Origin of the sequence: Mycobacterium sp. OAE908, from assembly GCF_017872775.1 — a bacterium.
Lineage (GTDB): Bacteria > Actinomycetota > Actinomycetes > Mycobacteriales > Mycobacteriaceae > Mycobacterium.
Map to the genome: position 1 here is coordinate 1,343,975 of NZ_JAGGJL010000002.1, position 26,662 is coordinate 1,370,636.

Annotated in this window: 25 protein-coding genes and 1 pseudogene; 9 read left to right on the forward strand and 17 right to left on the reverse strand. The window is 66.1% G+C overall.

Annotated features, from left to right (window positions below):
• Positions 1–71: 71 nt before the first annotated feature.
• Complete coding sequence (locus J3E61_RS31745; protein WP_210086581.1) at positions 72–1,709, reverse strand: acetolactate synthase; 1,638 nt, start codon at positions 1,707–1,709, stop codon at positions 72–74.
• A 21-nt stretch (positions 1,710–1,730) separates the two neighbouring features.
• Between J3E61_RS31745 and J3E61_RS31750 the strand changes: the two genes are divergently transcribed.
• The 3 genes from J3E61_RS31750 to J3E61_RS31760 are packed head-to-tail and all read left to right on the forward strand — an operon-like array spanning position 1,731 to position 7,493.
• The gene (locus J3E61_RS31750) at positions 1,731–3,620 is read left to right on the forward strand and encodes an ABC transporter ATP-binding protein/permease (protein WP_210086582.1); all 1,890 of its coding nucleotides are present in this window, start codon (positions 1,731–1,733) and stop codon (positions 3,618–3,620) included.
• A gap of 45 nt (positions 3,621–3,665) precedes the next feature.
• A complete protein-coding gene (locus J3E61_RS31755) occupies positions 3,666–5,594 on the forward strand; it encodes an ABC transporter ATP-binding protein/permease (RefSeq protein WP_210086583.1) in 1,929 nt (642 codons plus the stop codon).
• Positions 5,595–5,618: 24 nt separating this feature from the next.
• On the forward strand, positions 5,619–7,493 hold the full coding sequence (locus J3E61_RS31760; protein WP_210086584.1) for an ABC transporter ATP-binding protein/permease: 1,875 nt from the start codon (positions 5,619–5,621) through the stop codon (positions 7,491–7,493).
• On the opposite strand, the gene J3E61_RS31765 is transcribed toward J3E61_RS31760, so the two are convergent.
• Genes J3E61_RS31765 through J3E61_RS31795 form a run of 7 tightly spaced genes read right to left on the reverse strand, consistent with a single transcriptional unit; the run spans position 7,490 to position 12,553 of the window.
• The gene (locus tag J3E61_RS31765; RefSeq protein ID WP_210086585.1) at positions 7,490–8,938 is read right to left on the reverse strand and encodes an FAD-binding protein; all 1,449 of its coding nucleotides are present in this window, start codon (positions 8,936–8,938) and stop codon (positions 7,490–7,492) included. The two genes, J3E61_RS31760 and J3E61_RS31765, sit on opposite strands and share 4 nt — an antisense overlap.
• Positions 8,935–9,414 carry a VOC family protein gene (locus tag J3E61_RS31770; protein ID WP_210086586.1) on the reverse strand — a complete coding sequence of 160 codons (480 nt, stop codon included), beginning with the start codon at positions 9,412–9,414 and terminating at the stop codon, positions 8,935–8,937. The genes J3E61_RS31765 and J3E61_RS31770 overlap by 4 nt, the downstream gene beginning before the upstream one ends.
• A 46-nt stretch (positions 9,415–9,460) precedes the next feature.
• A complete protein-coding gene (locus J3E61_RS31775) occupies positions 9,461–10,108 on the reverse strand; it encodes an SRPBCC family protein (protein WP_210086587.1) in 648 nt (215 codons plus the stop codon).
• Positions 10,105–10,443: a metalloregulator ArsR/SmtB family transcription factor gene (locus tag J3E61_RS31780; RefSeq protein ID WP_192722625.1), complete on the reverse strand. Its 339-nt coding sequence runs from the start codon at positions 10,441–10,443 to the stop codon at positions 10,105–10,107. The genes J3E61_RS31775 and J3E61_RS31780 overlap by 4 nt, the downstream gene beginning before the upstream one ends.
• 41 nt (positions 10,444–10,484) lie before the next feature.
• On the reverse strand, positions 10,485–11,546 hold the full coding sequence (locus J3E61_RS31785) for a hypothetical protein (RefSeq protein WP_210086588.1): 1,062 nt from the start codon (positions 11,544–11,546) through the stop codon (positions 10,485–10,487).
• Between the two features lie 8 nt (positions 11,547–11,554).
• Positions 11,555–11,824: a hypothetical protein gene (locus J3E61_RS31790; RefSeq protein ID WP_210086589.1), complete on the reverse strand. Its 270-nt coding sequence runs from the start codon at positions 11,822–11,824 to the stop codon at positions 11,555–11,557.
• A gap of 42 nt (positions 11,825–11,866) precedes the next feature.
• Entirely contained in the window at positions 11,867–12,553 is a 687-nt protein-coding gene (locus tag J3E61_RS31795; protein WP_192722622.1) for a WHG domain-containing protein, read from the reverse strand.
• Between the two features lie 104 nt (positions 12,554–12,657).
• On the opposite strand from J3E61_RS31795, the gene J3E61_RS31800 reads away from it, so the two are divergent.
• Positions 12,658–13,098 carry a nitroreductase family deazaflavin-dependent oxidoreductase gene (locus J3E61_RS31800; protein ID WP_210086590.1) on the forward strand — a complete coding sequence of 147 codons (441 nt, stop codon included), beginning with the start codon at positions 12,658–12,660 and terminating at the stop codon, positions 13,096–13,098.
• Here J3E61_RS31800 and J3E61_RS31805 read toward each other — a convergent pair.
• The 4 genes from J3E61_RS31805 to J3E61_RS31820 all read right to left on the reverse strand — a co-directional run bounded on the left by J3E61_RS31805 (position 13,095) and on the right by J3E61_RS31820 (position 17,854).
• Positions 13,095–13,790 carry a hypothetical protein gene (locus J3E61_RS31805; protein ID WP_210086591.1) on the reverse strand — a complete coding sequence of 232 codons (696 nt, stop codon included), beginning with the start codon at positions 13,788–13,790 and terminating at the stop codon, positions 13,095–13,097. The genes J3E61_RS31800 and J3E61_RS31805 overlap by 4 nt on opposite strands.
• Before the next feature lie 146 nt (positions 13,791–13,936).
• Positions 13,937–15,340 carry an FAD-dependent oxidoreductase gene (locus tag J3E61_RS31810; protein ID WP_210086592.1) on the reverse strand — a complete coding sequence of 468 codons (1,404 nt, stop codon included), beginning with the start codon at positions 15,338–15,340 and terminating at the stop codon, positions 13,937–13,939.
• 15 nt (positions 15,341–15,355) lie between these two features.
• Complete coding sequence (locus tag J3E61_RS31815; protein WP_210086593.1) at positions 15,356–16,279, reverse strand: sterol desaturase family protein; 924 nt, start codon at positions 16,277–16,279, stop codon at positions 15,356–15,358.
• Positions 16,280–16,315: 36 nt separating this feature from the next.
• The gene (locus J3E61_RS31820) at positions 16,316–17,854 is read right to left on the reverse strand and encodes a carboxylesterase/lipase family protein (protein WP_210086594.1); all 1,539 of its coding nucleotides are present in this window, start codon (positions 17,852–17,854) and stop codon (positions 16,316–16,318) included.
• A gap of 87 nt (positions 17,855–17,941) precedes the next feature.
• Between J3E61_RS31820 and J3E61_RS31825 the strand changes: the two are divergent.
• Together J3E61_RS31825 and J3E61_RS31830 are read left to right on the forward strand one after the other, a co-directional pair.
• Positions 17,942–18,279 (forward strand): annotated as a pseudogene (locus J3E61_RS31825) (QacE family quaternary ammonium compound efflux SMR transporter).
• On the forward strand, positions 18,279–18,602 hold the full coding sequence (locus tag J3E61_RS31830; protein WP_210086771.1) for a multidrug efflux SMR transporter: 324 nt from the start codon (positions 18,279–18,281) through the stop codon (positions 18,600–18,602). The pseudogene J3E61_RS31825 and the gene J3E61_RS31830 overlap by 1 nt, the downstream one beginning before the upstream one ends.
• Here the strand turns inward: J3E61_RS31830 and J3E61_RS31835 are convergent.
• The 3 genes from J3E61_RS31835 to J3E61_RS31845 are packed head-to-tail and all read right to left on the reverse strand — an operon-like array spanning position 18,571 to position 21,294.
• Positions 18,571–19,743, reverse strand: coding sequence for an MFS transporter (locus tag J3E61_RS31835; protein ID WP_210086595.1), 1,173 nt, complete (start codon positions 19,741–19,743; stop codon positions 18,571–18,573). The two genes, J3E61_RS31830 and J3E61_RS31835, sit on opposite strands and share 32 nt — an antisense overlap.
• A gap of 28 nt (positions 19,744–19,771) precedes the next feature.
• The gene (locus tag J3E61_RS31840) at positions 19,772–20,680 is read right to left on the reverse strand and encodes an SDR family NAD(P)-dependent oxidoreductase (RefSeq protein ID WP_210086596.1); all 909 of its coding nucleotides are present in this window, start codon (positions 20,678–20,680) and stop codon (positions 19,772–19,774) included.
• Entirely contained in the window at positions 20,677–21,294 is a 618-nt protein-coding gene (locus tag J3E61_RS31845) for a TetR/AcrR family transcriptional regulator (RefSeq protein ID WP_210086597.1), read from the reverse strand. Before J3E61_RS31845 ends, J3E61_RS31840 begins: the two co-directional genes overlap by 4 nt.
• 72 nt (positions 21,295–21,366) lie before the next feature.
• Here J3E61_RS31845 and lysA point away from each other — a divergent pair, with 72 nt between their 5' ends.
• From lysA to J3E61_RS31860, 3 genes are all read left to right on the forward strand, one after another.
• Complete coding sequence (gene lysA / locus J3E61_RS31850; protein ID WP_210086598.1) at positions 21,367–22,659, forward strand: diaminopimelate decarboxylase; 1,293 nt, start codon at positions 21,367–21,369, stop codon at positions 22,657–22,659.
• 16 nt (positions 22,660–22,675) lie between these two features.
• Positions 22,676–24,823 carry a 4-alpha-glucanotransferase gene (gene malQ / locus J3E61_RS31855; protein WP_210086599.1) on the forward strand — a complete coding sequence of 716 codons (2,148 nt, stop codon included), beginning with the start codon at positions 22,676–22,678 and terminating at the stop codon, positions 24,821–24,823.
• 79 nt (positions 24,824–24,902) lie between these two features.
• On the forward strand, positions 24,903–25,319 hold the full coding sequence (locus J3E61_RS31860) for a hypothetical protein (protein ID WP_192722609.1): 417 nt from the start codon (positions 24,903–24,905) through the stop codon (positions 25,317–25,319).
• Here J3E61_RS31860 and J3E61_RS31865 read toward each other — a convergent pair.
• Complete coding sequence (locus J3E61_RS31865; protein WP_192722608.1) at positions 25,316–25,750, reverse strand: SRPBCC family protein; 435 nt, start codon at positions 25,748–25,750, stop codon at positions 25,316–25,318. The two genes, J3E61_RS31860 and J3E61_RS31865, sit on opposite strands and share 4 nt — an antisense overlap.
• Positions 25,750–26,583 carry an acyltransferase family protein gene (locus tag J3E61_RS31870; protein WP_210086600.1) on the reverse strand — a complete coding sequence of 278 codons (834 nt, stop codon included), beginning with the start codon at positions 26,581–26,583 and terminating at the stop codon, positions 25,750–25,752. The genes J3E61_RS31865 and J3E61_RS31870 overlap by 1 nt, the downstream gene beginning before the upstream one ends.
• Positions 26,584–26,662 lie beyond the last annotated feature (79 nt).

Sequence of the window (26,662 nt, forward strand, 5' to 3'; positions counted from 1 at the left end):
GCGAGCGTGCACGTTTGTACAGAATCTCGCGGCGTGTCGTGTGCAAACACGCACGCTCGCGGTAGTAAAAACTAGGCCAGGTTCGAGCGGCGGGGGTACGCGACGGCGGGATCGGTCAGCGCATTCACCACTGCAGGCATACCCGACGAAAACGCCCGTTCCAGCGCGGGCCGGATTTCCGCGGGCGTCGAAACCAATTCGCCGTGCCCGCCAAGCGCGCTCACCACTTCGTCGTAGCGGGTGCCCGGCCGCAGTTCGGCGACCACCGAATAGCCGTACAACATCTCCATCGGATGCTTTTCCAGCGCCCAGATGCCGTTGTTGCCGATCACGGAAACCACGTGAATACCGTGGCGCACCAACGTATCCCACTCCATGCCCGAGAATCCGAACGCGCCGTCGCCCTGCAGCAGCACCACTTGCCGATCCGGCCGCGCTAGCTTGGCGGCCAGCGCATAGCCGGGTCCAGAGCCAAGGCAGCCGAACGGGCCGCTGTCCAACCACGCGCCCGGCACGTAGCTGTCGATGACCCGCCCCGCATACGAACCGAAATCACCGGCGTCGATGACGACGATCGCGTCGCGGTCCAGCAGCGGCTTCAGTTCGGCGTACAGCCGCATCGGGTGCAGCGGCGTGCGGTCATCGTCCAACTCCGCCTGCTCGGCGGCCCGCGCGGCGTCCTCCACGGCACGCAGTTCGTCGATCCAGCCGTCGTGCTCGGCTGTCCTCGCAGCGGCCAGTGCCTTCAATGCGCTGCTCAAATCGCCATAGAGCTCCGCGGCGACCTCGCGCGGATGCGCGCGGTCAGGTTCGACGCGATCGGCGACGATCAGTTTGGTCTGCGCGCCGAACACCCCGCCGAAGCCGAGCCGGAAATCCATCGGCACTCCGACGACAAGCGCAACATCGGCCTCCCCCAACGCTTTTGACCGCGCGCGGGAAAACGCCAACTCGTGGTCCGCCGGCACTGTGCCGCGCGCCATGCCGTTCATCAGCACCGGGATCCTCAACGCCTCGGCCAACTCCAGCAGCGCCTGCTCGGCATGTCCCCACCACACGTTGGTGCCCGCCATGATCACCGGGCGCTGCGCGTCGCCCAACAGGCGCACGGCCGCGTCCACCGCATTGCCGTCCGCATCGGCCGCATCCGGAAGGGTCGACAGCGCACCGGGACCGCCTGCGTCGTGCGCCTCGCTGAAGACGTGGTCCATCGGGAAATCGATGAACGAAACGCCCGACGGCGCGCCAACCGCGGCGCGCAGCGCGTCGTCGATCAACGCGCTCACCGCGTCCGCCGACTGCGCGGTCGCGGCGAACCGGGTCAACGGCGCTACGAACGGCACATGGTCGATCTCCTGCAGCGACCCTTGCCCCCAGCGCAGCGCCGGCGCCCGCCCGCCCAGCACCACCAGCGGCGACTGGTTCTGCTGTGCGGCCGCCATCGCGCTCATCCCGTTGGTCACCCCGGGCCCCGCAGTCAGCGCGGCGACACCGGGCACCCTGGTCACTTTCGACCAGCCCTCTGCGGCAAACGCCGCGGTCTGCTCGTGGCGGGTGTCGATCAGCCGGATGTTCTCGGCGCGGCATCCGTCGTAAATCGAGAACAGATGTCCGCCGGACAGCGTGAAGATCGTGTCGATGCCGCTCGCGCGCAGCCTTCGCGCGATCAGATGTCCGGCATTGACCGTAACTGGAGCGTCGATGCTCATGGCCGCAGCATAATCGCGGCCATGACCACGTTCAGGCCGTCGATCGATTGGAGCGACGAGGCCTTCCACACCGCCGTGTGGGTGGTGGAGATGTTCGTCCTCAGCACCGTAGGGGTGCTCGTGGTGCTGATCCTCGTCGGGCGGTTCACCGAATGGGGACGCCAGTTCTGGCGGGTCAGCGGCGACTACTTCAAGGGTAGGCAGAGCCTTCCGGTGTGGGCGCTGCTGGCAGTGCTGCTGGTGTCGGCGATCCTTTCGGTTCGGATCAGCGTGCTGCTGAGCTATCAGGTCAACGACCTGTTCACCGCGCTTCAGGTCGCTTTCCAAGGCGATGCGGCCAGAACTACTGGCATACAAGGGTTTTGGTCGACCATGGGTGTGTTCGCGATCCTGGCCACCTGCTATGTGGTGCGACTGCTCGCCGACCTGTACGTGACACAGCGGTTTCTGATGCGGTGGCGAATCTGGTTGAGCCGCCGCTTCATCGGCGACTGGCTCGGTGATCATGCCTATTTCCGCAGTCAGTTTTCCCGTCAACCCATCGACAATCCCGACCAACGCATCCAACAGGATATCGACATCTTCACCGCAGGTGTGGGTGGACAGCCGAACAACCCCGCGAACCACTCGGGTAACACGTTGCTGTTCGGTGCGATTGAGTCTGTGCTGTCGGTGTTTTCGTTCGGTGTGATTCTGTGGCGGCTGTCCGGCCCGTTGACGTTGGCGGGCATCACGATTCCCAAGGCGTTGTTCTGGATCGTCATCGCCTACGTGTTCGTGGTGACCGTCATCGCGTTCGTGATCGGCAGGCCGCTGATCCGGCTGAGCTTCGTCAACGAACTTCGCAATGCCAGCTTCCGGTATGCGCTCGTTCGGGTCAGGGATGCCGGCGCAGCGATCGGTCTTTATCGCGGTGAGAACGTCGAACGAAGCGTCCTCACCGGCCGTCTGTTGTCGGTGATGGACAACTACCGGCAGTGGCTGAACCGTGTCGTGTTGTTCACCGGCTGGAACCTGTCGGTGGGTCAGGCCATCAATCCCCTACCGTGGCTGGTTCAGGCGCAACGGCTTTTCGCCAACCAAATTTCCTTCGGTGGCGTCTGGCAGTCCTCGACGGCGTTCGGCGCGATCCACGATTCGTTGTCGTTCTTCCGCAACGCCTATGACCAGTTCGCCAGCTACCGTGCGGCGATCATCCGCCTCGACGGGCTGGTCGACGAGAACTCGCGGGCGCGGGCGTTCTCCAGCATCACGACGGCCGTCTCCGGCGAAGGAGCCCTCGAGGTCGACGCCGTCGAAGTCCGCACCCCCGAAGGCGAACCGCTGGTGCGCGGACTCGACTTCACCGTCGGCCGTGGTGAGACGCTGCTGATCAGCGGTGCGTCGGGCATCGGCAAGACGGTCCTGTTGCAGAGCCTCGCCGGGCTGTGGCCGTTCGCATCCGGCCGTATCCGCCTACCGTCGAGCCGCGGCCAGGCGATGTTCGTCCCCCAACTGCCCTACATCCCGCTCGGGGACCTACGGGCGGTGGCCTCGTATCCGCACCGCGAAGGCGAGGTCAGTGACCGGCAGATCCAGCAGGCCATGACCCAGGTCGCGCTGTCGCACCTGGTCATTCGGCTCAACGAAGCCCGCGACTGGGCCAGGGTGCTTTCGGTCGGCGAGCAGCAGCGCATCGCGTTCGCCCGCATTCTGCTCGCCAGGCCCAGCGCCATCTTCCTCGACGAGTCGACGTCGGCGATGGACGAGGGCCTGGAGCTGATGCTCTATGAACTGATCCGAACCGAGCTTCCCGACGCGGTTTTGGTCAGCGTGAGCCATCGCGGCACGGTTGAGCAGTTCCACGCCCGTCACCTGGAGTTGGTCGGTGACGGCGAATGGCGCCTCGACGCGCTTCCTACCAGGAGTTAGACCCTCCAAAACGCTCGCGGCAGCTTGTGGAGGTACCTTGCCGGAATGAACCCGGACATGTTCGTCCCGACGCTCGACTGGGGCAACGAGCTATGGAAGACGGTGGTGTGGGTCGGCAGGGCGTGGGCCATCGCCGCCGTCATCACCATGCTCATCCTGATCCTGATCGTCCAGTTCACCAAGTGGGGCAAGCAGTACTGGCGGATCACAGGCGACTACTTCAAGGGGCGCGACAGCGTCATCGTCTGGATATGGCTGGCAGGACTGCTGCTATCAGTAATTGCCGGCGTCCGCATCGATGTCCTGCTGTCCTACCAGGGCAACGACATGATGAGCAGCTTCCAGGCGGTCGCGGCGGGCCTTAGCACCGGCGACGAAGCGGTGAAGAATTCGGGCAAGGACGGCTTCTGGTTCTCCATTCTGGTGTTCAGCATCCTGGCCACCATCCACGTCGCACGCGTGATGCTGGACCTGTTCCTGATGCAGCGGTTCATGCTGAGGTGGCGCGCCTGGCTGACCGACCGGCTCACCGGCGACTGGCTCGACGGAAAGGCCTACTACCGGGCCCGCTTCATCGACGACACCATCGACAACCCCGATCAGCGCATCCAGACCGACATCGACATCTTCACCGCCGGAGTCGGACCGCTGCCGAACACACCCAACAACACGTCCGCGGCCACCCTGCTCTTCGGCGCTGTCTCCTCGGTCACGTCGATGTCAGCTTTCACGCTGATCCTGTTGAACCTGTCCGGCACGCTCACACTGCCCCTCATCGGATGGCAGGTGCCCAAGGCGATGTTCTTGATACTCATCACCTACGTCATCTTTGCCACGGTCATCGCGTTCTGGATCGGCAAGCCGATCATCTGGCTGGCGTTCAACAACGAGAAGTTCAACGCGGCGTTCCGCTACGCGCTGGTGCGCCTGCGCGACGCCTCCGAGGCGGTGGCCTTCTACCGCGGCGAGATCGCCGAGCGCACCGGCCTGCGACGGCTGTTCGCCCCTGTCGTCTCCAACTACAAGCATTACGTCAACCGGATGATCGGCTTCTACGGCTGGAACCTGTCGATGAGCCAGATCATCGTGGTCGTGCCGTACATCCTGCAGTTCCCGCGATTCCTCTCCGGCGAGATCAAGCTCGGCGCCATGTCGCAGTCGGCGTCGGCGTTCGGCAGCATTCAGGACGGGCTGTCGTTCTTCCGTAATGCGTACGACTCATTCGCCGGATACCGCGCCGCGATCATTCGTCTGCACGGCCTCGTCATCGCCAACGAAGAAGGCAGGGCGCTGCCAGAAGTCACGACCACTCCGTGCCGGGACGGCTCAGTCGTCCTCGATGACGTCGAAGTGCGCACCCCCGACGGCAAGCAGCTCATCAAGCCCCTCGACATGCGCCTGGAGATCGGTGACACGCTGGTGGTCACCGGACCGTCCGGCAGCGGAAAGACCACGCTGCTGCGCAGCCTCGCCGAGTTGTGGCCGTTCTGCTCGGGCACATTGACCAGGCCATGCGGCCCCAACGAGACGATGTTCCTTTCGCAAATGCCGTATGTGCCGCTGGGCAACCTGCGCGCTGTGGTCAGCTACCCGGCTGAGGAAGGCTCGATCGACGACGCCACGCTCAAACAGACACTGCAGAAAGTGGCGCTTCCTCACCTAGTCGGCCGCCTCGACGAAGTGCTGGATTGGGCCAAGGTGCTCTCCCCCGGTGAGCAGCAGCGCATCGCTTTCGCCCGCGTCCTGCTGACCAAGCCGAAGGCCGTCTTCCTCGACGAGGCCAGCTCGGCGCTGGACGAAGGGCTTGAGTTCATCTGCTACAACCTGGTGCGCACCGAGCTGCCCGAAACCATCCTGGTCAGCGTCAGCCACCGCAGCACGGTCGAGCAACACCACACCCACGAGCTCGAACTGCTCGGCGACGGCGAATGGCGACTCGGCCGGGTGCAAGGCGACGAGCCCGTCCCGGTTTAACGCTGCGCCGGGTAGCTTCCCGGCATGGAAACGTTCACGCCGTCCCTGAATTGGGGCGACGAGCTGATCACCTCCCTGTTGTGGGTGGCGCGGGCATGGGCGATCGCGGCGGTGTGCACCCTGCTGCTGCTGGCGCTGCTTGCCCGGTTCACCACCTGGGGCAGGCAGTTCTGGCGGATCACCGGCGATTATTTCAAGGGCCGCCAAAGCATTCCGGTCTGGTCGTTGCTCGGCGTGCTGCTGGCGTCGGTGATGATCGACGTGCGGCTCGGGGTGTTGTTCAGTTATCAGTCCAACGATCAGTTCTCGGCGCTGCAAGCCGCCTTCAGCGACCAAGGCAGCGCGAAAGACGTTGCAATCCAGGTCTTTTGGGCGGCGATGCTGCTCTATGTCGGCCTAGCCGTTTCCGATATCGCCCGCAACCTGCTCGACGTGTACCTGATGCAGCGGTTCATCATCCGGTGGCGCGTGTGGCTGACACATCGGCTCACCCGTGACTGGCTCGACGGTGACGCCTACTACCGGGGGCGTTTCGTCGAGCAGCCGATCGACAACCCCGACCAGCGCATCCAGCAGGACATCGACGCGTTCACCACCGGCACGGGCGAGGGAACCAACACGCCGACGGTCGGCACGTCCCAAACCCTGGTGTTCGGCACGGTCTTCGCCATCGTCAACGTCGTCTCGTTCACGCCGATCCTGTGGGGCCTGGCCGGCCCGCTGACGATCCTCGGTGTGACGGTGCCGAAGGCACTGTTCTGGATGGCGTTGGTGTACGTGTTCCTCACGACGGTCGTCGCATTCTGGATCGGCAGGCCGCTGATCAGGCTGTCCTTCCGCAACGAGCTCACCAACGCCGCGTTCCGCTATGCGCTGGTGCGACTGCGTGACGCCGCAGAGGCCATCGGCTTGTACCGCGGCGAGGGCGCCGAAAGAGGTCAGCTGACAACGAGATTCGCCGCCGTCATCGCGAACTACCGGGCCTTCGTCCGCCGAACCCTGGTGTTCCTTGGTTGGAACCGGTCGATGAACCAGATCGTCAGCCCGCTGCCGACAGTGGTGCAGGCCCCGCGGCTGTTCGCAGGCGAAATCCAGCTCGGTGACGTGACACAGTCGTCGAGCGCCTTCATCTCGGTGCACGATTCATTGGCATTCTTCCGTGCTGTCTACGACTCGTTCGCCAACTACCGCGCCGTGATCATCCGGCTCGACGGCCTGGTAACGGCCAACGAACAGGCAAGGGAGCTGCCCGTTTTGACGACTGTGCCCACTGCCGACGGCTCGCTGGAACTCGACGGCGTGGAAGTCCGCACCCCGCAAGGTGTACGCCTTCTCGATCCGCTCGACGTGCGGCTCGACTCCGGGGAATCGTTGGTGATCACCGGCGGCTCGGGAACCGGCAAGACGACGCTGCTGCGCAGCCTCGCACAGCTGTGGCCGTTCACGTCGGGCACGGTGCGGTGTCCCGCCGAAGGCACCATGTTCCTGTCGCAGCTGCCGTACATGCCGCTCGGCGACCTCCGATCGGCGATCTCGTATCCCGCCGTCGCAGGCGAATTCGACGACGCGGCAATCCAATCCGCGCTCGATACGGTTGCGCTCGGTCATCTCGCCAGCCGCCTCGACGAGACAGCCGACTGGGCCAAGGTGCTGTCGCCGGGTGAACAGCAACGCATCGCGTTCGCGCGGGTGCTGCTCGCAAAGCCCAAAGTGGTGTTCCTCGACGAGTCGACCTCCGCGCTGGACGAGGGCCAGGAATTCGCGCTGTACCGGTCGTTGCGCGCGGCCTTGCCCGACTGCATCGTGGTCAGCGTCAGCCACCGCAGCACTGTCGAGCAGCATCACGACCGGCGACTGGAACTGCTTGGCGGCGGCCAATGGCGCCTCGCGCCGGTCTAGCTCGCGGCGGCGTGCGCTCCGGCGCGGCGGCCGAAGAACGAGCCCTCACCTAGCTGGGTGCCGCTGGCATAGCCCTTGCCGTCCTGGGCGATGTTCGACGCACACGCGCCCGCGGCATAGAGGCCGGGGATCACGCTGCCGTCCTCCCGCAACACCTGGCCGTCGACGGACGTCGCGAGCCCGCCGACCGTGAAGCCCGCGTACATCGCCTTGCCGAGCGACAGGTCGAATGCGCCCCACGGCCCTTTGTCTTGTGGCGCAAGGAATTCCGGCTGCTTGTGGAAGTCGGGGTCCTCACCGCGGGCGGCATGCTCGTTGTAGCGATTCAGGGTGGCGACCAGGTTCCCCTTCGGAATGCCAAGGGCGGCTTCCATTTCCTCGACGGTTTCCCAACCGTCGATCAACGGCACCAAGGGCACCTCTGGGCGTTCCAGATGTTCCTCGTCGACGATCAGGAATGCCGCGCTGTCGGGCTGATCCATCACGAATCCCGACGTGCGCGAGTGGTAGGAGTCCTCGGCGACGAAGCGCTGCCCGTGCTTGTTGACGATGATCCCGGTCAGCAGAATCGACGGCGGGTACGCGGGCGCGGTGATGAAGACCTGATCCATGTGTTTGGTTGCCCCGCCCGCTGATTCACCCAGCCGGATGCCAAGGCCGTCGTCGTAGGTGTTGCCCAACACGAACGGCTTCTCGGCCAGCTTCGGGGTGTACTCGGCGACCATCTCCGGATTCATCACGAATCCGCCTGCGGCGATCACGACCGCCTTCGCGCGGATCGCGCCGCTGTCGTTGAAATGCTTCCAGGTGACGCCGACGACCGCGCCGGCGTCCTGGACGAGCGCCGTCGCCCCGGTTTCATAGCGGATCTGCACACCGAGTTGCTCTGCCCGCTTCAGCAGTAGGTCGATCACCATGCTGGCCCCGCCGGTGTCACCGGGCACCGGCACCTTGTGCCCGCGCGGCGCGGGCACCGCCTGATCCTTGAACGGCCAGACCTTCTCGTTTCCGGTGAACATCAGCCCCTCGGTGTTGGGCTGGATGACGGCCTTGCCGGGAAAATAGCTGCGCTCGAACTGAAAGCCCAAGTCCTCCAACCAGTTGAAGTGCTCGACGCTGCCGTCGCAGTAGGCCCGGATCTTGTCGTGTTCGGGTTCGCGCGACACCGCGACGAGGTACTTGTACATCTCGTCGGCGCTGTCGGCGTGGCCGGTGGCCTGCTGCACGGCGGTGCCTCCGCCGAGATAGAAATGGCCGCCGGCCATCGACGTTGTACCGCCTGCGGCCGCAGCGCGTTCCAACACGAGCACTCTCGCGCCCGCTGCCGCAGCACTGACCGCTGCGCAACCGCCCGCGATGCCGAAGCCGACCACCACCACGTCGACCTCGTCGGACCACGCGGACACGTCGGCGGCGTTGACGGTCTCCGGGATTTGGGTGCTCACTTCTGCTGCTCCTGCTTGATGTAGTCGAAGAACGCCCGGATCTCGGACGGAATGTACGCAATCTCGATGTAGGGCACGCCGGCGTCCTGGGCCGTGACATATGCGAACTCCATGCCGCCTGGCATCACACCGCGTTGCACCACCTCGGCGCCGCGCTCGGCCACCGCGCGCTCGACGTCGTCGGCCTCGATGCAGACGTGATGCAGTCCCGGCCCTGCGCTGTTCAGGAACTCGGTGTAGATGCTCTCGCCGGACACCGGAGCGATCAGTTCGAGTTGGGTGTCGCCTGCATAGGACAGCGAGATGTCGGCGACGAAGTCCGCGGGGCCGCCGCGGTAGGTGCACGCGTCGGGGCCGAAGTGGACGCCGGGCATGCGGATCCACTTTGTGGCGCCCAACAGCGTGGTCAGCGCCTTTTCGGTGGCGTCGAGGTCACGGGTGACCCAGGCAATCTGGACAGGTGTCTGGTCAGGCATCGTCACCGAGAATATCCCCGAGTAGCGGCCGTGGCTAGAACGTGTTCTAGTTTTGTTCTTCGCCGAGGTAGGCGGCCACGCAGCGGTCCGTCATCGTCCGCGCGGCTGTCGGATCCGTTCCGAAGGCGACGTTCACCGCGTGCCACGCCTCGCCGGAAAGCGTCATGAAGCGACGACCGTCCGCGGTACCCACCCACTGCTGCCCGAACGACGGGTCGACGGCTTCGCCGGTCGACAGATGCAGAGCCAGTCCGAGCAGCATGGAATCCCAGCCCATCCCCACGGCGCCAGGGCCGAATTGCCGCCAGATCTCGTCGTCGGCCACGGGCATGATGTGCTCGAGCACCAGTCGCGCTCTGTCGGGGCCGTCGCTCTCGATGCTCACATCGATCCAGCTGACGTTGCCACCGAACTCCCACGTCGCGGTGAAGTACTTGGGCGGATCGCACGTCAGGATGGTCCCACCCGCTTGGCCTTCCAGCTGATAGGAACCGCCGAGTCGCAGCTCACCGGAGATCGGCAGGAACCACCGCGGAATCCGCTCGATGTTGGTGACCGCATCCCAGAGGTCGGCCGGGTCGGTGTCGTAGGCCTGACTGACGGTGACGACGTGCGCGTCCCCGATGTCGATCGTGCGGGTGCCGAGGTTGCGCGCAACCGTGTTGATCTGATGCTCGACGTCGATCTCGGTCATGTTGCCTTCCTTCGTCGTTGCCGTTTGCCCCTGGCGATCTCGGTGGCCAATGCGTCAAGATGCGGGCTCCAGAACCGGCGGAACCCGTCGAGCCACTCGTCCACGTCGCGCAGCGCGGTGCCGTCCACTGCGTACAGGCGTCGCTGGCCATCGGGCCGCACCGAGGCGAAGCCGTTGTCGCGCAGCACCTTCAGATGCTGAGAAACCGCGGGCTGAGTGATCGCGAACTCGCTCTGAACGGTCGCTCCGATTGCGCCCGCCGACATCTCGCCGCCGGCAAGGAGTTCGAGGATGCGACGGCGCACCGGATCGCCGAGGACGTCGAACGCGTGCACGTCTCCAAAATAGAAGTATGTACTTATATAAGTCAAGTCTATTACTTCTTGTCCCACCCCGGCGGTGCTGCGCCCCGCCCGAAGCCCCACGTGGCTTGGCCGAGCCGCGGCCTTGGCTCAACAGCCGACCGTCGACGAAACCCCGCGTTCAAGACCGGCTCGGGGTCGGCGCCTTCGAACATCGCAACGCATGGGGTCGCGAATTCGCATACCGCACAATGTGTTCCGGGGTTCGGATAGACAGCGGGATCGCGGATCATGTCCAGCGCTTCAGCGGCGAGCTGCGTGCCGACCGACGCGATCTCCTCCTGGCTGCGGCGGATCAGAGTCCGGCGTACCGGCCCTGCCGTGTGTTGTTCGACCCGGGTCGTGACCTGGTCACGTGTTGCCCGCGTCGACTCGCGCTGGTGCTGCGGGATCGACCGGCCGCCTCCGCTGCCCTCGTGCTGTGCGACGGGCTCGCGGCGGGCGGCCGCCGGTGCGGGAAACTCGAGCGGATCGCCGATGCGCACCTCGTTGTGGATGGTGCCTGCGATCGACATGCCGACGTAGTCCTGCTGCCACGCCCAGCACGCCGCGAGCGCCTCCTCGTCGCGAGTCAGCGCGTCCCGGTCCTGCCAGTCGTCGACGATCTGGTGTCGCACCACCCAGTACTCGTCGGCGTGATTCACCGCGAGCAGGTCCACCCTGCAGGTGTAGACCACGCCGGATCCGTTGGGCGCCAACAACCCTCGTGCGGGCTCTGCCGGATCGGCGATCATGCCGGTGACATCATGATCGATCTTGACCGGGGCGAAGTCGTCTATTGTGCGCGCCCACGCGTCATAGCAGTCCAGCACCGCCACCGCAGACGCGGTGAGCTCGTCTGCCGCCGCCTCGGTGAGCGACCGCGAGGCGGCCTTGTGGACCAGCGACTGCTTCAGATCGTGCTGCCAGTCCCAGGTGCCCGGGTAGTAATAGACGGCAAGGGCGTCCTTGAGCGCGGCGGCCAATACGGGTTTCGCGCTGTCGAGTGGTTCGAGCCCGCGCCGCGATGCGAAATCCCATTGCCTGCGGCAGCGTTTGAAGGTTGCACGCTGCCCCGGATCGATGCGGATAACCACGGGTGCTCTCAGTGTGAGTGCGGCCAGGGATCGTCGAGCGGCCATCGACACCGGTCGGTGCGGTCGGCCATCGACTCGAGTTCGGTCAACAGATCGTCGAAAAACGGTCGCGTCCGCGACGGATCGTCGGGCCAGTGCGCAGAAAAGCACATCCAGACGTCCGGGTTGTCCGACGGCGCCGAGGTCACCGCGGTGTCAAGCGGAAGTACGCGCCAGGTATACGAATCGCCACGGCGCTCCAGGTACACGGTGTCCCCACGATCGGGGCGTGCAGCCACGATCGAAGCGAAGAGCTCTTCGCGGTTCATCTCCTGGCCTCGTCAGTTCAGGATAGTCAGCGCCTCGATCAGTAGCCGGGCCTGGGTGTCGAACACTGCGCCGGGTTCGGTCAGCGTGTCGGCGCCGTACTGGCCGAACACCTCCAGGCTGATCGCGCCCACGAGGGCGGCCCACAGCAGAAAACACTTCGCAACCGCAGAATCGTCGCCGGAAAACTCGAACTCGTCCCGAATCCTGTCGAAGTCCGACGACAACGGTTGCGCCACAGCAACATTCGACGGTGAAATCTCGCCGGCCGCGATGCCTTCAGCGACCGCGCCGAACAGTGCGCCGACCACGCGAGTGCCAGGGCCGACCGTGCGTGCGCTCGGCGCGTGGTAACCGGGCACCGGGCTGCCGTACAACAACGCCCAGCGGGCAGGCTGATCGACAGCCCATGCGCGGGCGGCGTGCGTCATCGCCAGTAGTCGATCGCGCCATGTCCCGTCGACGGCGGTCGCCGCATCATCGACCGCGTCGGCCAGTTCGGAGTACGCGTCGACCAACAGCAGAGTCAGCAGGTCGTCACGGCTGGCCACATACCGGTACACCGCGGACGACACCATGCCCAGATCGCGCGCGATCGCCCGCAGCGACAGCCCGGCCGCCCCCTCGGTGACCAGGTGCCGCCTGCCGAGCTCGATGATCTGCGCCTCGATCTTCTCGCGCGACTCCTGCCGCTTGCCCATGCGGCCAGTGTGACACAAAGCGAGATCAGTGCTCTTGATTTCCCGACGCACGCGTGCCACCCTGATTAGAGAGCACCGCTCTCGAATTATTGGAAGGAATCACGATGACCGTCCGCTATGACGAACCCAACCTTGCCGCCCGCACAGGCAACGAGCTGATCCGATGGCTGGCAGAGGCGGGCCTCAGCATCGCAGGGACACGTGCACTGCGGGTGCGCGGCCGCAAGACGGGCAAGCGCCGCGGGGTGGTGATCAACCTGCTCACCGTCGATGGACGTGACTATGTCGTGTCGCCGCGAGGCAACACGCAATGGGCGCGCAATGCCCGCGCGGCCGGCGTCGTCGAGATGGGCCCGCGCTGGCGCAGCCGGGACGTGCGCATCGCCGAGGTGGCCGACGACGACAAGCCCCCGCTGTTGAAGCGCTACCTCGATCGGTGGTACTGGGAGGTCAAGGGTCACGTGGGCGGGTTGACCCCGCAGTCGACGGTCGACGAAATGCGTGCCGCTGCACCGGCTATCCCGGTGTTCGAGCTGCTCCGCTAGGGGACGGGCGGCGGGGCGTCGACGCTACCCGCGGCGGCGGAGATCACGTCTTCGCGGGCCTGCTGGCTGGCGGCCTGCCAGGACACCGCCGCCGGGTACTGGCCCCAGGTGCTGTTGAACATGCCGACGATCGCGGCTCTGCCGTCGGGGGTGAGGTTGTAGACCGGCCCGCCGGAGTCACCCTTCTGGCTCACGACGCCGTTGGCCATGGTGAACCAGCCGTTGTTCACGGCCTGGATGGTTCCGCAGCTCTCCCCCGTGACGACACCGAAATGGCACACCGGCAGGCCGGCGACGGGCGCAATGCCGGGATCGGCGATCAGGGCGCGCCCGCCCGGCAGGATGTTGTTGATTGCGACATCGGGCGCGAGGCTGATCGCCTCCCAGTCTGCGATCTGGTGGTTGGTGTCGACCGTGGCGCCGTTGGGCGTGTTGTCGCGGAACAACGAGAGACTGCCAATCACGTTGCCGTCTCTGTCAGTCACCTGCCCGCCGCCCCGGCAGTGCCCCGCGGTGAACGCGATCCGCATCTGCGGGTCGACGTATCCCAGCGTGCAGACGTTCGTGCCTTGGCGAATTTCCATTCCGGGGAAGACGAGCACGCCTGGCGTTGCCTGTGCCGGTGCGATGGCCAACGTGAGCACGAAGATCGGGGCCAGCGCCGCGAGCCTTCGCAAGCCTGGTCGGCGCACTGTCGTCTCCGATCTTGAAGTGCCAAGGCTGTCAAGCGTACCGCTGAGCTGCGATAACGGCACACGCAATTGGTCATCGCGCTTCGGCGCTGCGACGTTACACAACCGAGATCTGTGATCTCGGCTGTCCCCGTGGGCGATACGACTCAAGAATCGAAGCCGAGGCCGAGCGCATCAAGTGTGCGGAGCAGGACGTTGCGCCTTCCGGCCGCGTGGTCGGCCCGGTCCAGCGACCACCGCGTCGCCTGGATACCCATGCTGGCCAGTGGCTCCGGCGGAAACGGCAGGGGCCGCTTGCGCACCATCTCCAATTCGGTGCGCGCCGTTGGCTTGCCGTCGAGCAGATCGAGGCAGACGTCGGCGGCGAACCGCGTCGCCGCCACGCCGAGGCCCGTGAACCCGTTGACGTAGGCCACCCTGTCATCACGGGCCAGTCCCCAGTGCGCGCAGAACCTGGTGTTGGTGTCGATCGCGCCGGCCCACCGGTGGGTGAACCGGACATCGTCGAGCGCAGGGAAAGTGAGAAAGAAGTGTGCGGCCAGCCGCTGGTAAGTGGCGGCCCGATCTTCGTAGCGGTGGTCTACCTTGCGGCCGAAGTGGTAGACCGCGTCGTAGCCGCCCCACACGATCCGGTTGTCCATGGTCAGCCGGTAATAGTGAAATTGGTTGGCGCAGTCCCCGATTCCCTGCCTGCGCCGCCAGCCGATTCGGTCGAGCTGGGCATCGCTGAGCGGTTCGGTGGCCAGTACGTAGTCGTAAACGGGCACGGTGTAGAGCCGGTTGCGACGCAGCAGGCTGGGAAACACGTTCGTCGCGAGCACGGCGGTGCGGCAGGTGATGGCGGCATCGCCGGCCTGCACGTGCAGCGCGACGCCCGCGGAGTCGAGGTGTTGCGCATTGGTGTGCTCGTAGATCTGCACGCCGGCCTCCTGGCAGGCACGCGCCACTTCGAACGCGAGCTTGGCCGGATGCACGATCGCACAGGTGTCGGGGTGGTAAAGGCCCGCGAGGTAGGTCGGCGAATGCACCTCGTCGCGGATCTCACGCAGCCCGAGCAATTGCCCTTCTCCTGCGGCGGACTCGGCCAGCCAGTCGACCTGATGCGGTTCGGTTGCCACCGTCAGCATGCCCGTGCGCTGCCATTCCGCATCGAGTCCCAGCGATTCGATATCGGCCTGCATCCCGTCGAGGTTTTCTCTACCCATCGCCTCGAGGGCGTGAATCTCGTTGGGCCAGCGCGCCTTTCCGTTCTCGAAACCGTGGGTCAGGCTGGCGTCGACGAATCCGCCGTTGCGACCCGATGCGGCCCAGCCGATACGGTTTGCCTCGATCAGGACGATGCGCTGCTGAGGATTTCGCTGGGCGGCGTGCAACGCGGTCCACAGGCCGGTATAGCCGCCGCCGACCACCAGCAGATCACAGATGACCGAACCGCTGGCCTTGGGGTATTCGGGACGCGGGATGTCGAGCCACATCGAACCGAAGGTGCTTGCCGCAAGGGAACGTTCGATCAGCGCGGGATCGACGTGGGCATCAAACACCGTCTGCACATCGGCGACACTACGCTAGGTGCGCACCCCCGCCGATGCGGTCGCATCCCTGCGCGCGGCGGGCTCCCAGCCCGGTGGCCCGAAGATGTAGCCGATCCGGTCGCGCCACCGCCTCGCGTGGCGCACGTCGCGGGCGATCGCCACGTATTCGAAGGTCTCGAGCTTCCAGATGTTGAACGTGTTCACCTGTTTGGTGAGGCCGTAGTGCGGCCGCGTGGTCTCCTCCTGAAACGAGCCGAATACCCGGTCGAACAGAATGAAGATGCCGCCGTAGTTGCGGTCCAGGTACTGCTGATCCATGCCATGATGGACGCGGTGGTGTGACGGCGTGTTGAAGACGAATTCGATTGGCCGCCAAAGCTTGTCGATGCGCTCGGTGTGAATCCAGAACTGGTAGACCAAGTTGATCGAGAAGGACAGGAACACCAGCCACGGGGGAACGCCGAAGAGCGGCAACAGCGCTCGCAGAAACACGTCGCCGCTGATATTCCATTTCTGTCGCAATGCCGTGGCCAGGTTGAAGTATTGGCTCGAGTGGTGTGCCTGATGGGTGGCCCAGAAGATGCGCACCCGATGGGCCATCCGGTGATACCAGTAATAGAGGAAGTCGACGCCGACGATCGCGATCACCCACGTGTACCACTGGTTCGCGGGCAGATGCCACGGAGCGACGTAGGCATAGAGCGCCGCATACCCCAGTAGCGCGACGAAGTTCAGCACTCCGCTGGTCCCCACCGACACCAGCCCCATCGAGATGCTGGCCCATGCGTCGGCGCGCTGATATGCGCCCGCCGGCGGCCGCTCGGCCTCGATGTGTGCGAGCTTGCGCGCCGCTGTCCACTCGATGATCAGAAACAGGATGAAGAACGGGACCGCGTACATGACGGGGTCGTGCATGAGCGGCGGCAGCACATCCGAAAATGCCTTTGCCAGGTCCACGACGACACCTCCGCGACGAGTCTAGCCAACCCGTCGCTACCGGAAGCTGAGCACCTCACTGCCCCAGGTCGACCGGATGTGCAGGTCGACGTCGTTGACGAGCGAATCTTCGCGGTCGATCACCAGGCAGGCCCGATCGGCTTCCTGATACGGCAGCCATTCGGGCTCGCCGTCACAGCCGAGGGGCTTGCCGTGCGTAGCGAAATTGCGCCAGCGCTCCTGGATCCGCGCGGAAACCACCTTGCCGGTCTTCATGCCGCCGAGCCGGAACGTGGGGTCCTTGGGGCCGGCGACCAGGTTGCCCCACACGAACGGAAGTTCGGTGGCGTGCGCACCGTGCAGCCGCAGCAGTCGCAACATCGGTGTCGCCCAGTCGAATCGGTACAGATACACGGGCGCGACGGCGCTATGCCCCTCGGCCAGCCATACCGACGGCATCCGGAATCCGACGTCGCGGGCCACGCCCATCCCGCGGGCCTTACCCTTCAGCCCCGGGTAGGCGGTGTTGATCTGGTCGTCGGTCGGCAACCTCAGATGCGGTTGCTCGGCGGCGATCTGACTGAACATCGCGTTGATCGCCTCGGGGGTGATCGGCATCAGCGGCGACTTCATCCAGCGGAACAGCGCGGCCTCATGCTTGTTCGTGCCGATGATCAGCGGGACGGGGTGCGACCGTCCCTCGCGCGCCAGTTTCACCGGATGGTCGGGCACCAGATCGCCGTCGACGATGGGGGCGAAGGCCAACGTGCCGGGCGTCTGCAGAGGGACTTCGTTGAACACCGTGCGTGACGCCTCGATGAGCGCTGCGTCGGGCGCCTCGGTCAAGCGGTCAATGTCGTTGTCCCCCAAGCCAAGTGCGGCGAGGAACTGCTTGGCTACCCGGCGACCGCGGCTCACGTCGTACAGCGAGGTGGCAGGCGAGCTCTGTGCGATCGCGCCCGCGAACAACCCCTCTGCGGCCGGGCTCGTCAGCAGAGTGGTGATGATGCCTGCCCCAGCAGACTCGCCGAACACCGTGACGCGGTCCGGATCGCCACCGAAGGCGGCGATGTTGTCGCGCACCCAGTGCAGGGCGTGCAGCACGTCGCGCAGCCCCAGATTGCTGTCGAAGCGGCGGCCCGGTGTGCTGAACGACGACAGGTCCAGGAAACCGAACGCGCCGAGGCGGTAGTTCACGGTGACCACGATCACGTCACCGTTCTTGGCGAGCACCCGCCCGTCGTACAGCGGCTGGTTGGCCGACCCGAGCACATAGGCACCGCCGTGAATCCACACCATCACCGGCCTGCGGGCGCCGTCTGTGACATCGGACGACGCCCAGATGTTGAGTGTCAGGCAGTCATCGCCCTGCGGAGCGCCGAGGTCGATCGGAATCCGCGGATCGACGGGCTGCGGGCACACCGGTCCCAGTGCGCTGCCGTCGGCGACGTCGGTCCACGGTTCGGGTGGCTGCGGTGCCCGCCACCGGAGTTCGCCCCTCGGCGGGGCCGCATAGCGAACCCCTTTCCACGACGTCACGGCACCGTCGTCGACGCCACGGACGGGTCCGTAGGCGGTTTTCACAACAGTGCTCATCTTTCGAGGCTACCCAGGGGTATTGCGGTTAACCGGGAGATTCTCCTCACGTGTCGCCGGGTCACCGCCCTCGGTTACGTTCGTTGCGTGCGGAAATGGGTGCTGCTCATCGCGGCGATCGCGGTCGAGGTGGCAGCAACGCTGTCCTTACGAGCGTCACAAGATCAGTCCGCGTGGCTCCTCGTCGTGGCCGTCGGCTATGTCGGTTCGTTCATCCTGCTGACGATGGTGCTGCGGATCGGCATGCCAGTGGGGGTGGCCTACGGGATCTGGGGGCCTGCGGCACGGCGGCGACGGCGGTGCTGGCCGCCGCGATCTACGGAGATCCGTTCACCTGGCCTGTCGTGCTTGGCATCGGGCTGATCATCGCTGGCGTGCTGCTCGTCGAGCTCGGGTCGCAGCGAGCCGCCGCGGACAAGTCGTGATGTGGCTGGCGCTGGCCGCCGCGATCATCGTCGAGGTCTTCGCGACGCTGTCGCTGCGCGCCTCCGACGGGTTCCGCAAGAAGGCATGGATGGCGCCCGTCATCGCGGGTTACCTCGCCTGCTTCTATCTGCTGTGGCTTTCGCTCTCGCTTGGCATGCCGGTCGGCATCGCCTACGGCGTATGGACCGCATGCGGCGTCGCGCTGGTCGCCGTCATCGCCCGCTACCTGTTCAAGGAACCTCTGACTCCGATGATGCTGCTCGGGATCGGGTTCATCATCGCCGGGGTCCTCACGATCGAGATGGCAGGCGCCGTCCGCTGAGCGCACCGGACAGCGCCACCACCGTGACACCCGCGATCGGAACGCTGAGCAGACCGACGCGCAAGCTCGTCGCGTCGGCGACGACACCGACCAGCAACGGCGCACCGAAGAAGCCGACCCGCATCAGCCACGTCACCACCGTCAACCCCGTGCCAGGGCGCATGCCGGGCAACTGATCTGCGCCGTGCATGGCGGCCGGTATCAGCGTGGCGACACCAAGCCCTGCGGCCGCGAAGCCCGCAATCGTGCCCGGCACGCTCGGAAACGCCAGTGCGGCACCCATCCCCGCGGCAGAAACGAAGCCGCCTGCCCGCACCACCGCGCGTTCACCGAACCGGTCCACCAATCGGTCGCCGATCGTCCTTCCGACGAACATGAGCCCGACCAACGCGATGTAGCCGAACACCGCGATCGCTCCCGGCGCGCCCAAAGTGTCGCGCAAATACAATGTCGCCCAAGAACTTCCGGCATCCTCGACGGTTGCTCCCGCGATCGCGATCACCACGAGGGCGACGAGAGTCGCATACACCGCGAAGCCCACCCGATCTCCGCCGGACGTGTGCGCCGCGGGATGGTCGTCGTGGTCGGCGCCGCGGAGCAGATACGGGTACGCGATCACGACCACCGCGCTGAACACGACACCGGCGATCAGCAGATGCGTGGTCCTCGGCAGGTGTATCGCGATCGCGCCTGCTCCCATCAGACCGCCGAGGATCGCGCCCACCGCCCACACGGCGTGAAACGAGTTGATGATCGAACGGCCGTAGATGCGTTGCACGCGAAGGCCGTGCGCGTTCTGGGCGACATCGGTGATCGCGTCCGAGGCGCCTGCGACGAACAACGCGGCGGCGAGCACGAGTGGCGAGGTGGCCAGCCCGGCGACCACGACGAACGTTGCGATGCCGACGGTTCCGACCACCGCGACCCGCGACGAGTGGAACCGGCGGATCAGCGTTGCGGCGGCGAGGCCTGCGACCAACGCGCCGCCCGAGAACGCGGCGATCGCCGCCCCGTAAACCGCGTTGGACAGATGCAGGTCGGTCTTGATCTCGGGATAGCGTGGCAGCAAGTTGGCGAACAGCGCCCCGTTGGTCAGGAACAGTGCAGCGACTGCGACCCGCGCCCGCCGCTCCTGCGTCACTGAGCCGACACTACCGAAATGCCTTCTGCTACTTCGTTGCGAGTGCCAGCAGCCGTTCGCTGGTCTCCCAGAGGTCGAGCGCCTTGGCGCGGTCGTGGGAATCCTTCGACGACGGAACCTGCCTGCCGCCTGCGAAGTAGGCGCCTGTGACGGCATCGAATCGCTCATCGTGCACAAGCGCGGCCAAGTGGCGGCCAGACGTCCGCGTGCTGTTGACGCCGGGAAGAACTCGCAGTGCCGGAAACAGGTAGCGCCATGCCCAGCGGCCGGCCGCGGAGTAATCGCGAGCGAGGCCCGAGCCGGGCATCAAGCCGGGGTCGAACGCGGTGACGGTGACGCCCTGGGCGCCGTGGCCGAGTCTGCGGTCCAGTTCGTAGGTGAACAGCAGGTTGCACAGCTTGGAGGTGGTGTAGCGGCGGCGGCCATCGGCTGCATCGGTGATGTCGGCCGGATCCGCGAGATCGGTGGCGTTGGTGTAGTCAGGCGAGGGCATACCGGTGAACTTCGCCGGGTCGTGTGTGCCACTGCTGACGACCACGACGCGGGCAGGCCGGGCCAGGCTTTCGAGAAGTCCCCGCACCAGAGCGAAGTGGCCGAGGTGGTTCACCCCGAACGTCATCTCCACACCCTCGGCCGTCTTCTCGGTGCCGGAAACCACCTGCACACCGGCGTTGCAGACGATGGCCTGCAGCGGTGGAAGCGGGGCGGCGCGCACTGCGTCGACGAAAGAGCGCACCGAGCTCAACGAGGCCAGATCGACCTCCAACACCGTGCAGCGATCCGGCAGTCCGAGCTGTGCCACGGCGTCGGATCCCCGCCCCACGTCACGCACCGCCAGCACGATGTGCCACGACGGGTCGGCGGCGAGCAGAGCGCGGGCACACTCGAGACCCAGGCCGGCGCTGGCACCGGTGATGACGGCCGTTCTGGTATTCATTTCTCCTCCAACAGAATCGGAACCAAGGCCGTCACCGTTTGGTGCAGGCGCAGGTACATGCGGCCGACGTCAGTCACATCGGGTTCGAGATGCTCGGCCAGGAAGATGCCGTCGGAGAGGGCGGTTGCGATTGCGGCCAGTTCTGTGACCACGCGCCGGCGCTTCGCGGGTGCCACGTCGTCGGGCAGCAGCTGCGCGATGGCGTCGCGGAACCGGGTGATCGCCTGATCACGGACGCGGCGCAGCACCTCGGCGACCGCCGGCTCGTGGCTGCGCTCGAGGGATAACAGAAGGAACAGTCGCAGGAACTCGGGATGCTGCTCCTGCAGCGCTACCACCGCGGCCAGCTGCCGTTCGATTTCGGCCTCGGTGGGGATCGCGGCGAAATACCGGTCGGCGCCGCGTTCCATCACCGCCGCGAGCACGCCCTCCTTCGACCCGAAATGCCAGTAGATCGAGCTGGGCGGCAGTCCGCACGCCTTGCGGATGTCGCTGATCGAGGTTGCGGCGTATCCACGGGTGGCCATCAACCGTTCGGTGGCATCGAGGATCAGCTCGCGGGACTGCGCGCCCTGCTGCTGCTTTTTGGTGAGTCGTTCATCTGTAGGGATCATTACAGACAGACGGTAGCAGGCCGTCCCGCGTGAAGCCAGTGCGCGCTCGTCCAAGCGGTGGCACGCTGAGCTGTGTCTCTAAAGCCGACCGTCCATGGCGACGCGACCACCGACGAACTGCTCGGCCTGTTCCCGCCGGGCAGCGCACTCGACAGTGACGGCACGCTGACGGTCGGGGGATGTCGTCTCGACGAGCTGGCCGAACAGTTCGGCACGCCGGCCATCGTCGTCTCAGAAGATGCGCTGCGGCAGCGGGCGCGCAATTATCTGGCCGCGTTCCGCGACCGCTGGCCGCGTTGCGACGTGGCGTTTGCGTCAAAGTCGTTCCCGTGCACCGCTGTTCAGCGGGTGATGGTGGAAGAGGGATTACATCTCGACGTCGCAGGCGGAGGCGAGATACTGACAGCGCTCAAGGCGGGCGCCGATCCGGGCAGGTTGGTGCTGCACGGTAACGCCAAGAGCGACGAAGAACTCGAGCTCGCAGTCAAACACGGTGTGGGCCTCGTTGTGGTCGACAACTTCGACGACATCGACAGGCTCGAGCGCATCGTGCCAACCGGACATCAACAGCCGTGCCTCGTCCGTGTCATTCCCGGCGTCGAGGCCGCCACCCACGCTTCGCAGGCGACCGGGCACGCCGGCTCGAAGTTCGGCCTGCTGCCCGACGACGCCCGCGACGCGATCGGCCGCATCGAGCGCAGCGCCAAGCTGCGACTGGACGGCGTGCACACCCACGTCGGATCGCAACTGCTCAACGTCGAACAGCTTGCGCAGGCGGTCGAACCCATCGCGAAGCTCGGCACCTTCGACGTCTACGACCTCGGCGGCGGCCTCGGGGTGCGCTACACCTACGACGAACATCCGCCCGGCCTCGACGACTACGCCGAGGCGATGGTGACCCAGGCCAAAGCGTTGCTGCCCGCAGGCGCGCGCATCATCGTCGAGCCGGGCCGCAGCATGGTCGCCAACAGCGCATGCACGGTCTACCGGATCACCACGATCAAGCGCGGGCTGGTGACGCACGTGGCAGTCGACGGCGGCATGGGAGACAACCTGGAGGTGTCGCTGACCGGGCAGCGGTTCGAGGCGACGATCGTGAACCGGGTCGGCGGCGGCGAGATGGTCAGCGTCGTGGGCAGGCACTGCGAATCCGGCGATCAACTGGTCGACGGCGTCCCGCTGCAGCGGCCCGCGATCGGTGACCTGCTTGCCGTGCCTGTCACGGGTGCCTACTGCTACACGATGTCCAATCAGTACAACGGCGCGCGCCGGGTCCCGGTTGTCTTCGCCCGCAATGGGTATGCCCGGCTCGTGGTGCGACGTGACACGTGGGACGACCTGTTGATGCGCGATGTCGATGAGTAGCGGGCAGGATGGCGGCATGACTGAGCTGCCTGCCTCGCTCGTCGAATTGGCGCGCCGCTACGGCGTGGCGACCGAATACGAGAACTGGACCGGCAGGCACACGGTGGTCGCCGATTCCACGCTGATCGCGGTGCTCGACGCCCTCGGCGTGCCCGCGGCCACCGAGGACGAGCGCACCGCCGCACTGGCTGCCCACGACCGCGAATACTGGCAGCGCGCGCTGCCGCCGACCATCATCGCCCGCTCGGGGACGGCGTCGTCGTTCTGGGTGCACGTCACGCACGGCGACTCCGTCGGCCTGTGGCTGCGACTCGAGGACGGCAGTGTGCGGACCGGTCTTCGACAGCTCGAAAACAACAGGGCGCCTTACGATCTCGGCGACCGAATGGTCGGCGAGGCCACCTTCGAACTGCCTGCCGATCTGCCGCTCGGCTATCACCAGCTGCACTTGCAGGTCGGTGGGGCCGATATCAGCACCCTGGTCATCGTCTCCCCCGCGACGCTGGAACTGCCCGCAAAGCTCGGCCAGAGCCGCGCGTGGGGACTGGCCACTCAGCTCTACAGCGTGCGCTCGCAAAGATCTTGGGGCATAGGCGATTTGACCGATCTAACCGACCTTGCCGTGTGGTCGGCGTCGCAGCACGGCGCGGGCTTTGTTCTCGTCAATCCGCTGCACGCGGCTGCTCCTACCCCGCCGATGGAGCCCTCGCCGTACCTACCGACGTCGCGCCGGTTCATCAACCCGCTGTATCTGCGTGTCGAGGCCATCGACGAGTTCGCCTATGTCCGGCAGCGCGGCAGCATCCGCAAGGCCCGCATCGAGGTGCAGTCGCTGGCCAAGAAGGCCAAGCTGATCGATCGCGACGCCGCATGGAAGGCCAAACGCGCGGCGCTGCAAACCGTGTACAAGGTCGAACGCTCGGCCGGGCGCGAACTCGCGTACGCCGCCTATCGCACGCGCGAGGGCCGCAGCCTCGACGACTTCGCCACCTGGTGTGCGCTCGCAGAGCACTACGGCAACGACTGGCACCAATGGCCCGAGGAGCTACAGCATCCTTCGAGCCCCTCGGTCGCCGAGTTCGCCGCCAAGTACGCCACGAGCGTCGACTTCCACCGCTGGCTGCAGTGGCAGCTCGACGACCAGCTGACCGCCGCGCAGGCCACCGCCGTCCAGACCGGGATGGAACTCGGCATCATGCACGACCTCGCGGTCGGCGTGGACCCCAATGGCGCCGACGCATGGGCGCTTCAGGATGTGCTCGCCCTCGGCGTAACGGCTGGTGCGCCGCCCGACGAGTTCAATCAGCTCGGCCAGGACTGGTCGCAGCCGCCATGGCGTCCCGACCAATTGGTGAACCACGCGTACGGGCCGTTCCGCGCGCTCGTCAACGCCGTGCTGCGGCATGCGGGCGGCGTTCGCATCGACCACATCATCGGGCTGTTCCGGCTGTGGTGGATCCCCAAGGGTGCACCGCCGACCGAGGGCACCTACGTCCGCTACGACCACGAGGCGATGATCGGCGTCGTCGCGCTCGAGGCGCACAGGGCCGGTGCGGTCGTCGTCGGCGAGGATCTCGGCACGGTCGAACCCTGGGTCCGCGATTATCTGCGCGAACGCGGGCTGTTCGGCACGTCGATCCTGTGGTTCGAGGCTGACCGCGACGGAGCGGGCGGACCGCTGCCCGCCGAGAAGTGGCGCGAGTTCTGTTTGTCGGCGGTGACGACGCACGACCTGCCGCCGACACCGGGGTATCTGGCGGGCGAGCATGTGCGGCTACGCGAAGAGCTCGGGCTGCTGACCCGGCCCGCCTCGGAGGAACTCGCCGCTGACCAGGCTCAACAGGCGGCCTGGCTCGCCGAATTGCGCCGGGTTGGACTGCTCGGCGACGACCCGGGCGTCAACCCCAGCGTCGATGACGTCGTGCTGGCGCTGCACCGGTATCTGGGCCGCACCCCGTCCAAGCTGTTGGCCCTGTCGCTTGCCGACGCGGTCGGCGATCTGCGCACGCAGAACCAGCCGGGCACCACCGACGAGTATCCGAATTGGCGGGTGCCGCTGCGGGGGCCCAACGGCCGGAAACTGCAGCTGGAAGACGTTTTCACCGATACTCGGGCGGCGACGCTCGCCGGGGCGATGAACCACATCGTGCACCCGCCGGTGTAACGCTGCGCGGTCCGTCACCGGTTTCACAATTGTCACGGCTGCGATATGTTCGCACCGCACCGACTTAGGGAGAGATCACGTGAAGAAGCTCGTTGCGCTCAGCGGTGGCCTCGTGGCCGCAGGCTCGGTCGCTCTGATCGGCGCCGGGGTGGCCCTCTCACAGCCGGGGCAACCCGACGGTAGCTCGCTCAACGTGGTCGGTGAGCCCTACAACAAGGCATTGCAGGTCCTGAAGAGCCAGGGCGTGAAGGCGTACTTCGGCGGCTCGTTCGGCAGCGTGCTCCCGCAGGCACAGTGCCTGGTGGATCAGCAGAAGGTGACCGCGGGCGGCCGCATGCTCTTGATGCTCGACTGCAGCCAGAAGGCGGCCGATGAGCTCGCAGCCATGGGCCCGTCCGGTGGGCCGACCGTCGGCTCCAACGGCGTCACCACAGTGACCCCGACCCCGGTGGTGCCGATCCAAGGCGCACCGGGCGCTGGCACTCCTCCGGGCTAAGACTCGACCAGCTGTTTCAGGTTTCTCAGCGTCTGGCTCATGTTGCGCCCGACCTGACGCGCGGCCACGCGGTCGGCGATGATGCCGAGCAGGTTGCCTGCCGATTCGTAGGCCAGCCGGAACACGACCTTGGTGCGACCGTCGCCGGTGTCGCGAATCCGGAACCGGCCGCGCAGCGAGACACCTGAGACCCCGATCCACGCCAGGTCATGGGCGGGGTCGAACTCCGAGACTTCGACCACGCCGCCAATCGGGACCGAGCCGATCTTCCAGTGCACGGTGTACCGCGCGCCCTTGTCGGCCGCACCTTCGGTGACGTGCTCCCAGCGCTCGAGGCTGGCCATGAACTCCGGATAGCAGTCCGGGTCGCTGACCGCCTTCCACACGGTGTCGCGGTCGGCGTCGATGACGCAGTGCCGTTGGACGCGCATCAGCCGATCACCGGGAATCGACGTTCGGCCGCCAACCGGTCGACGCCGGCCTGCAGACTCTCCATCACCTGCTTGTGGACGACGTCGTCGTCACCATCGACCTCAATCGGCTCCTGCACCTCTATCGCGATCTTCGTCGGCAGGGGCAGTCGCGGCACCATGTCACTGACGACCAGTCCCCACGGCGGCGCCAACAGAATAGGGACGCTTTTCAGGCGCGCGAGCTTGTCGACCATCAGCAGCCTGGCCAGCCACTGCCCTCGGTCGAGAAAAAGGGCCGCTTCCTGCCCGCCGACGCTGGCGATCGGCACGATCGGGACACCGGCGTCGCGGGCCAACCGCACATAGCCCTTGCGACCACCGAAGTCGACCTCGTGCCGCTCCCACGACGGCCGGAAGACCTCGTAGTCACCGCCCGGGTACACCAGCAACGCAGCGCCGGATTCCAATGCCAGCATGGCGTTTTCATGATTGGCGGCCACGGTGCCGAACTTGCGCAGCGAACCGAGGCCTGGCATCGATACGACCAGATTGTGTGCGAGTTGGTAGAAGGGCCTCTCGACACCGAAGTACGAACAGAACGCCAGCGTGAAGACGAACGTGTCGGGCGGAAGGTTGCCTCCGCTGTGATTGCCGACCAGCAACACCGGTCCCTCGCGTGGAATGCGGTCAAGGCCGCGCACGTCGGCGCGGAAATACAGCGATGCCAGCAGCCAGAGGCCCGGTAGCTGCTCGCGAATGTAGTCCGGGTCGCGTTGATCCAGGTCGGCCCTCGGCACCCGCGACGCGACCTGCTGCTTGGCCCAACCGAGCACGTCTGCAATCCCCGCCATGAAGCTGACGTATACCCACCCATCGCGCCGGGCAACCACTACCAGACACCTCGTTCACCGGTCGCATCTGACGCTGGAT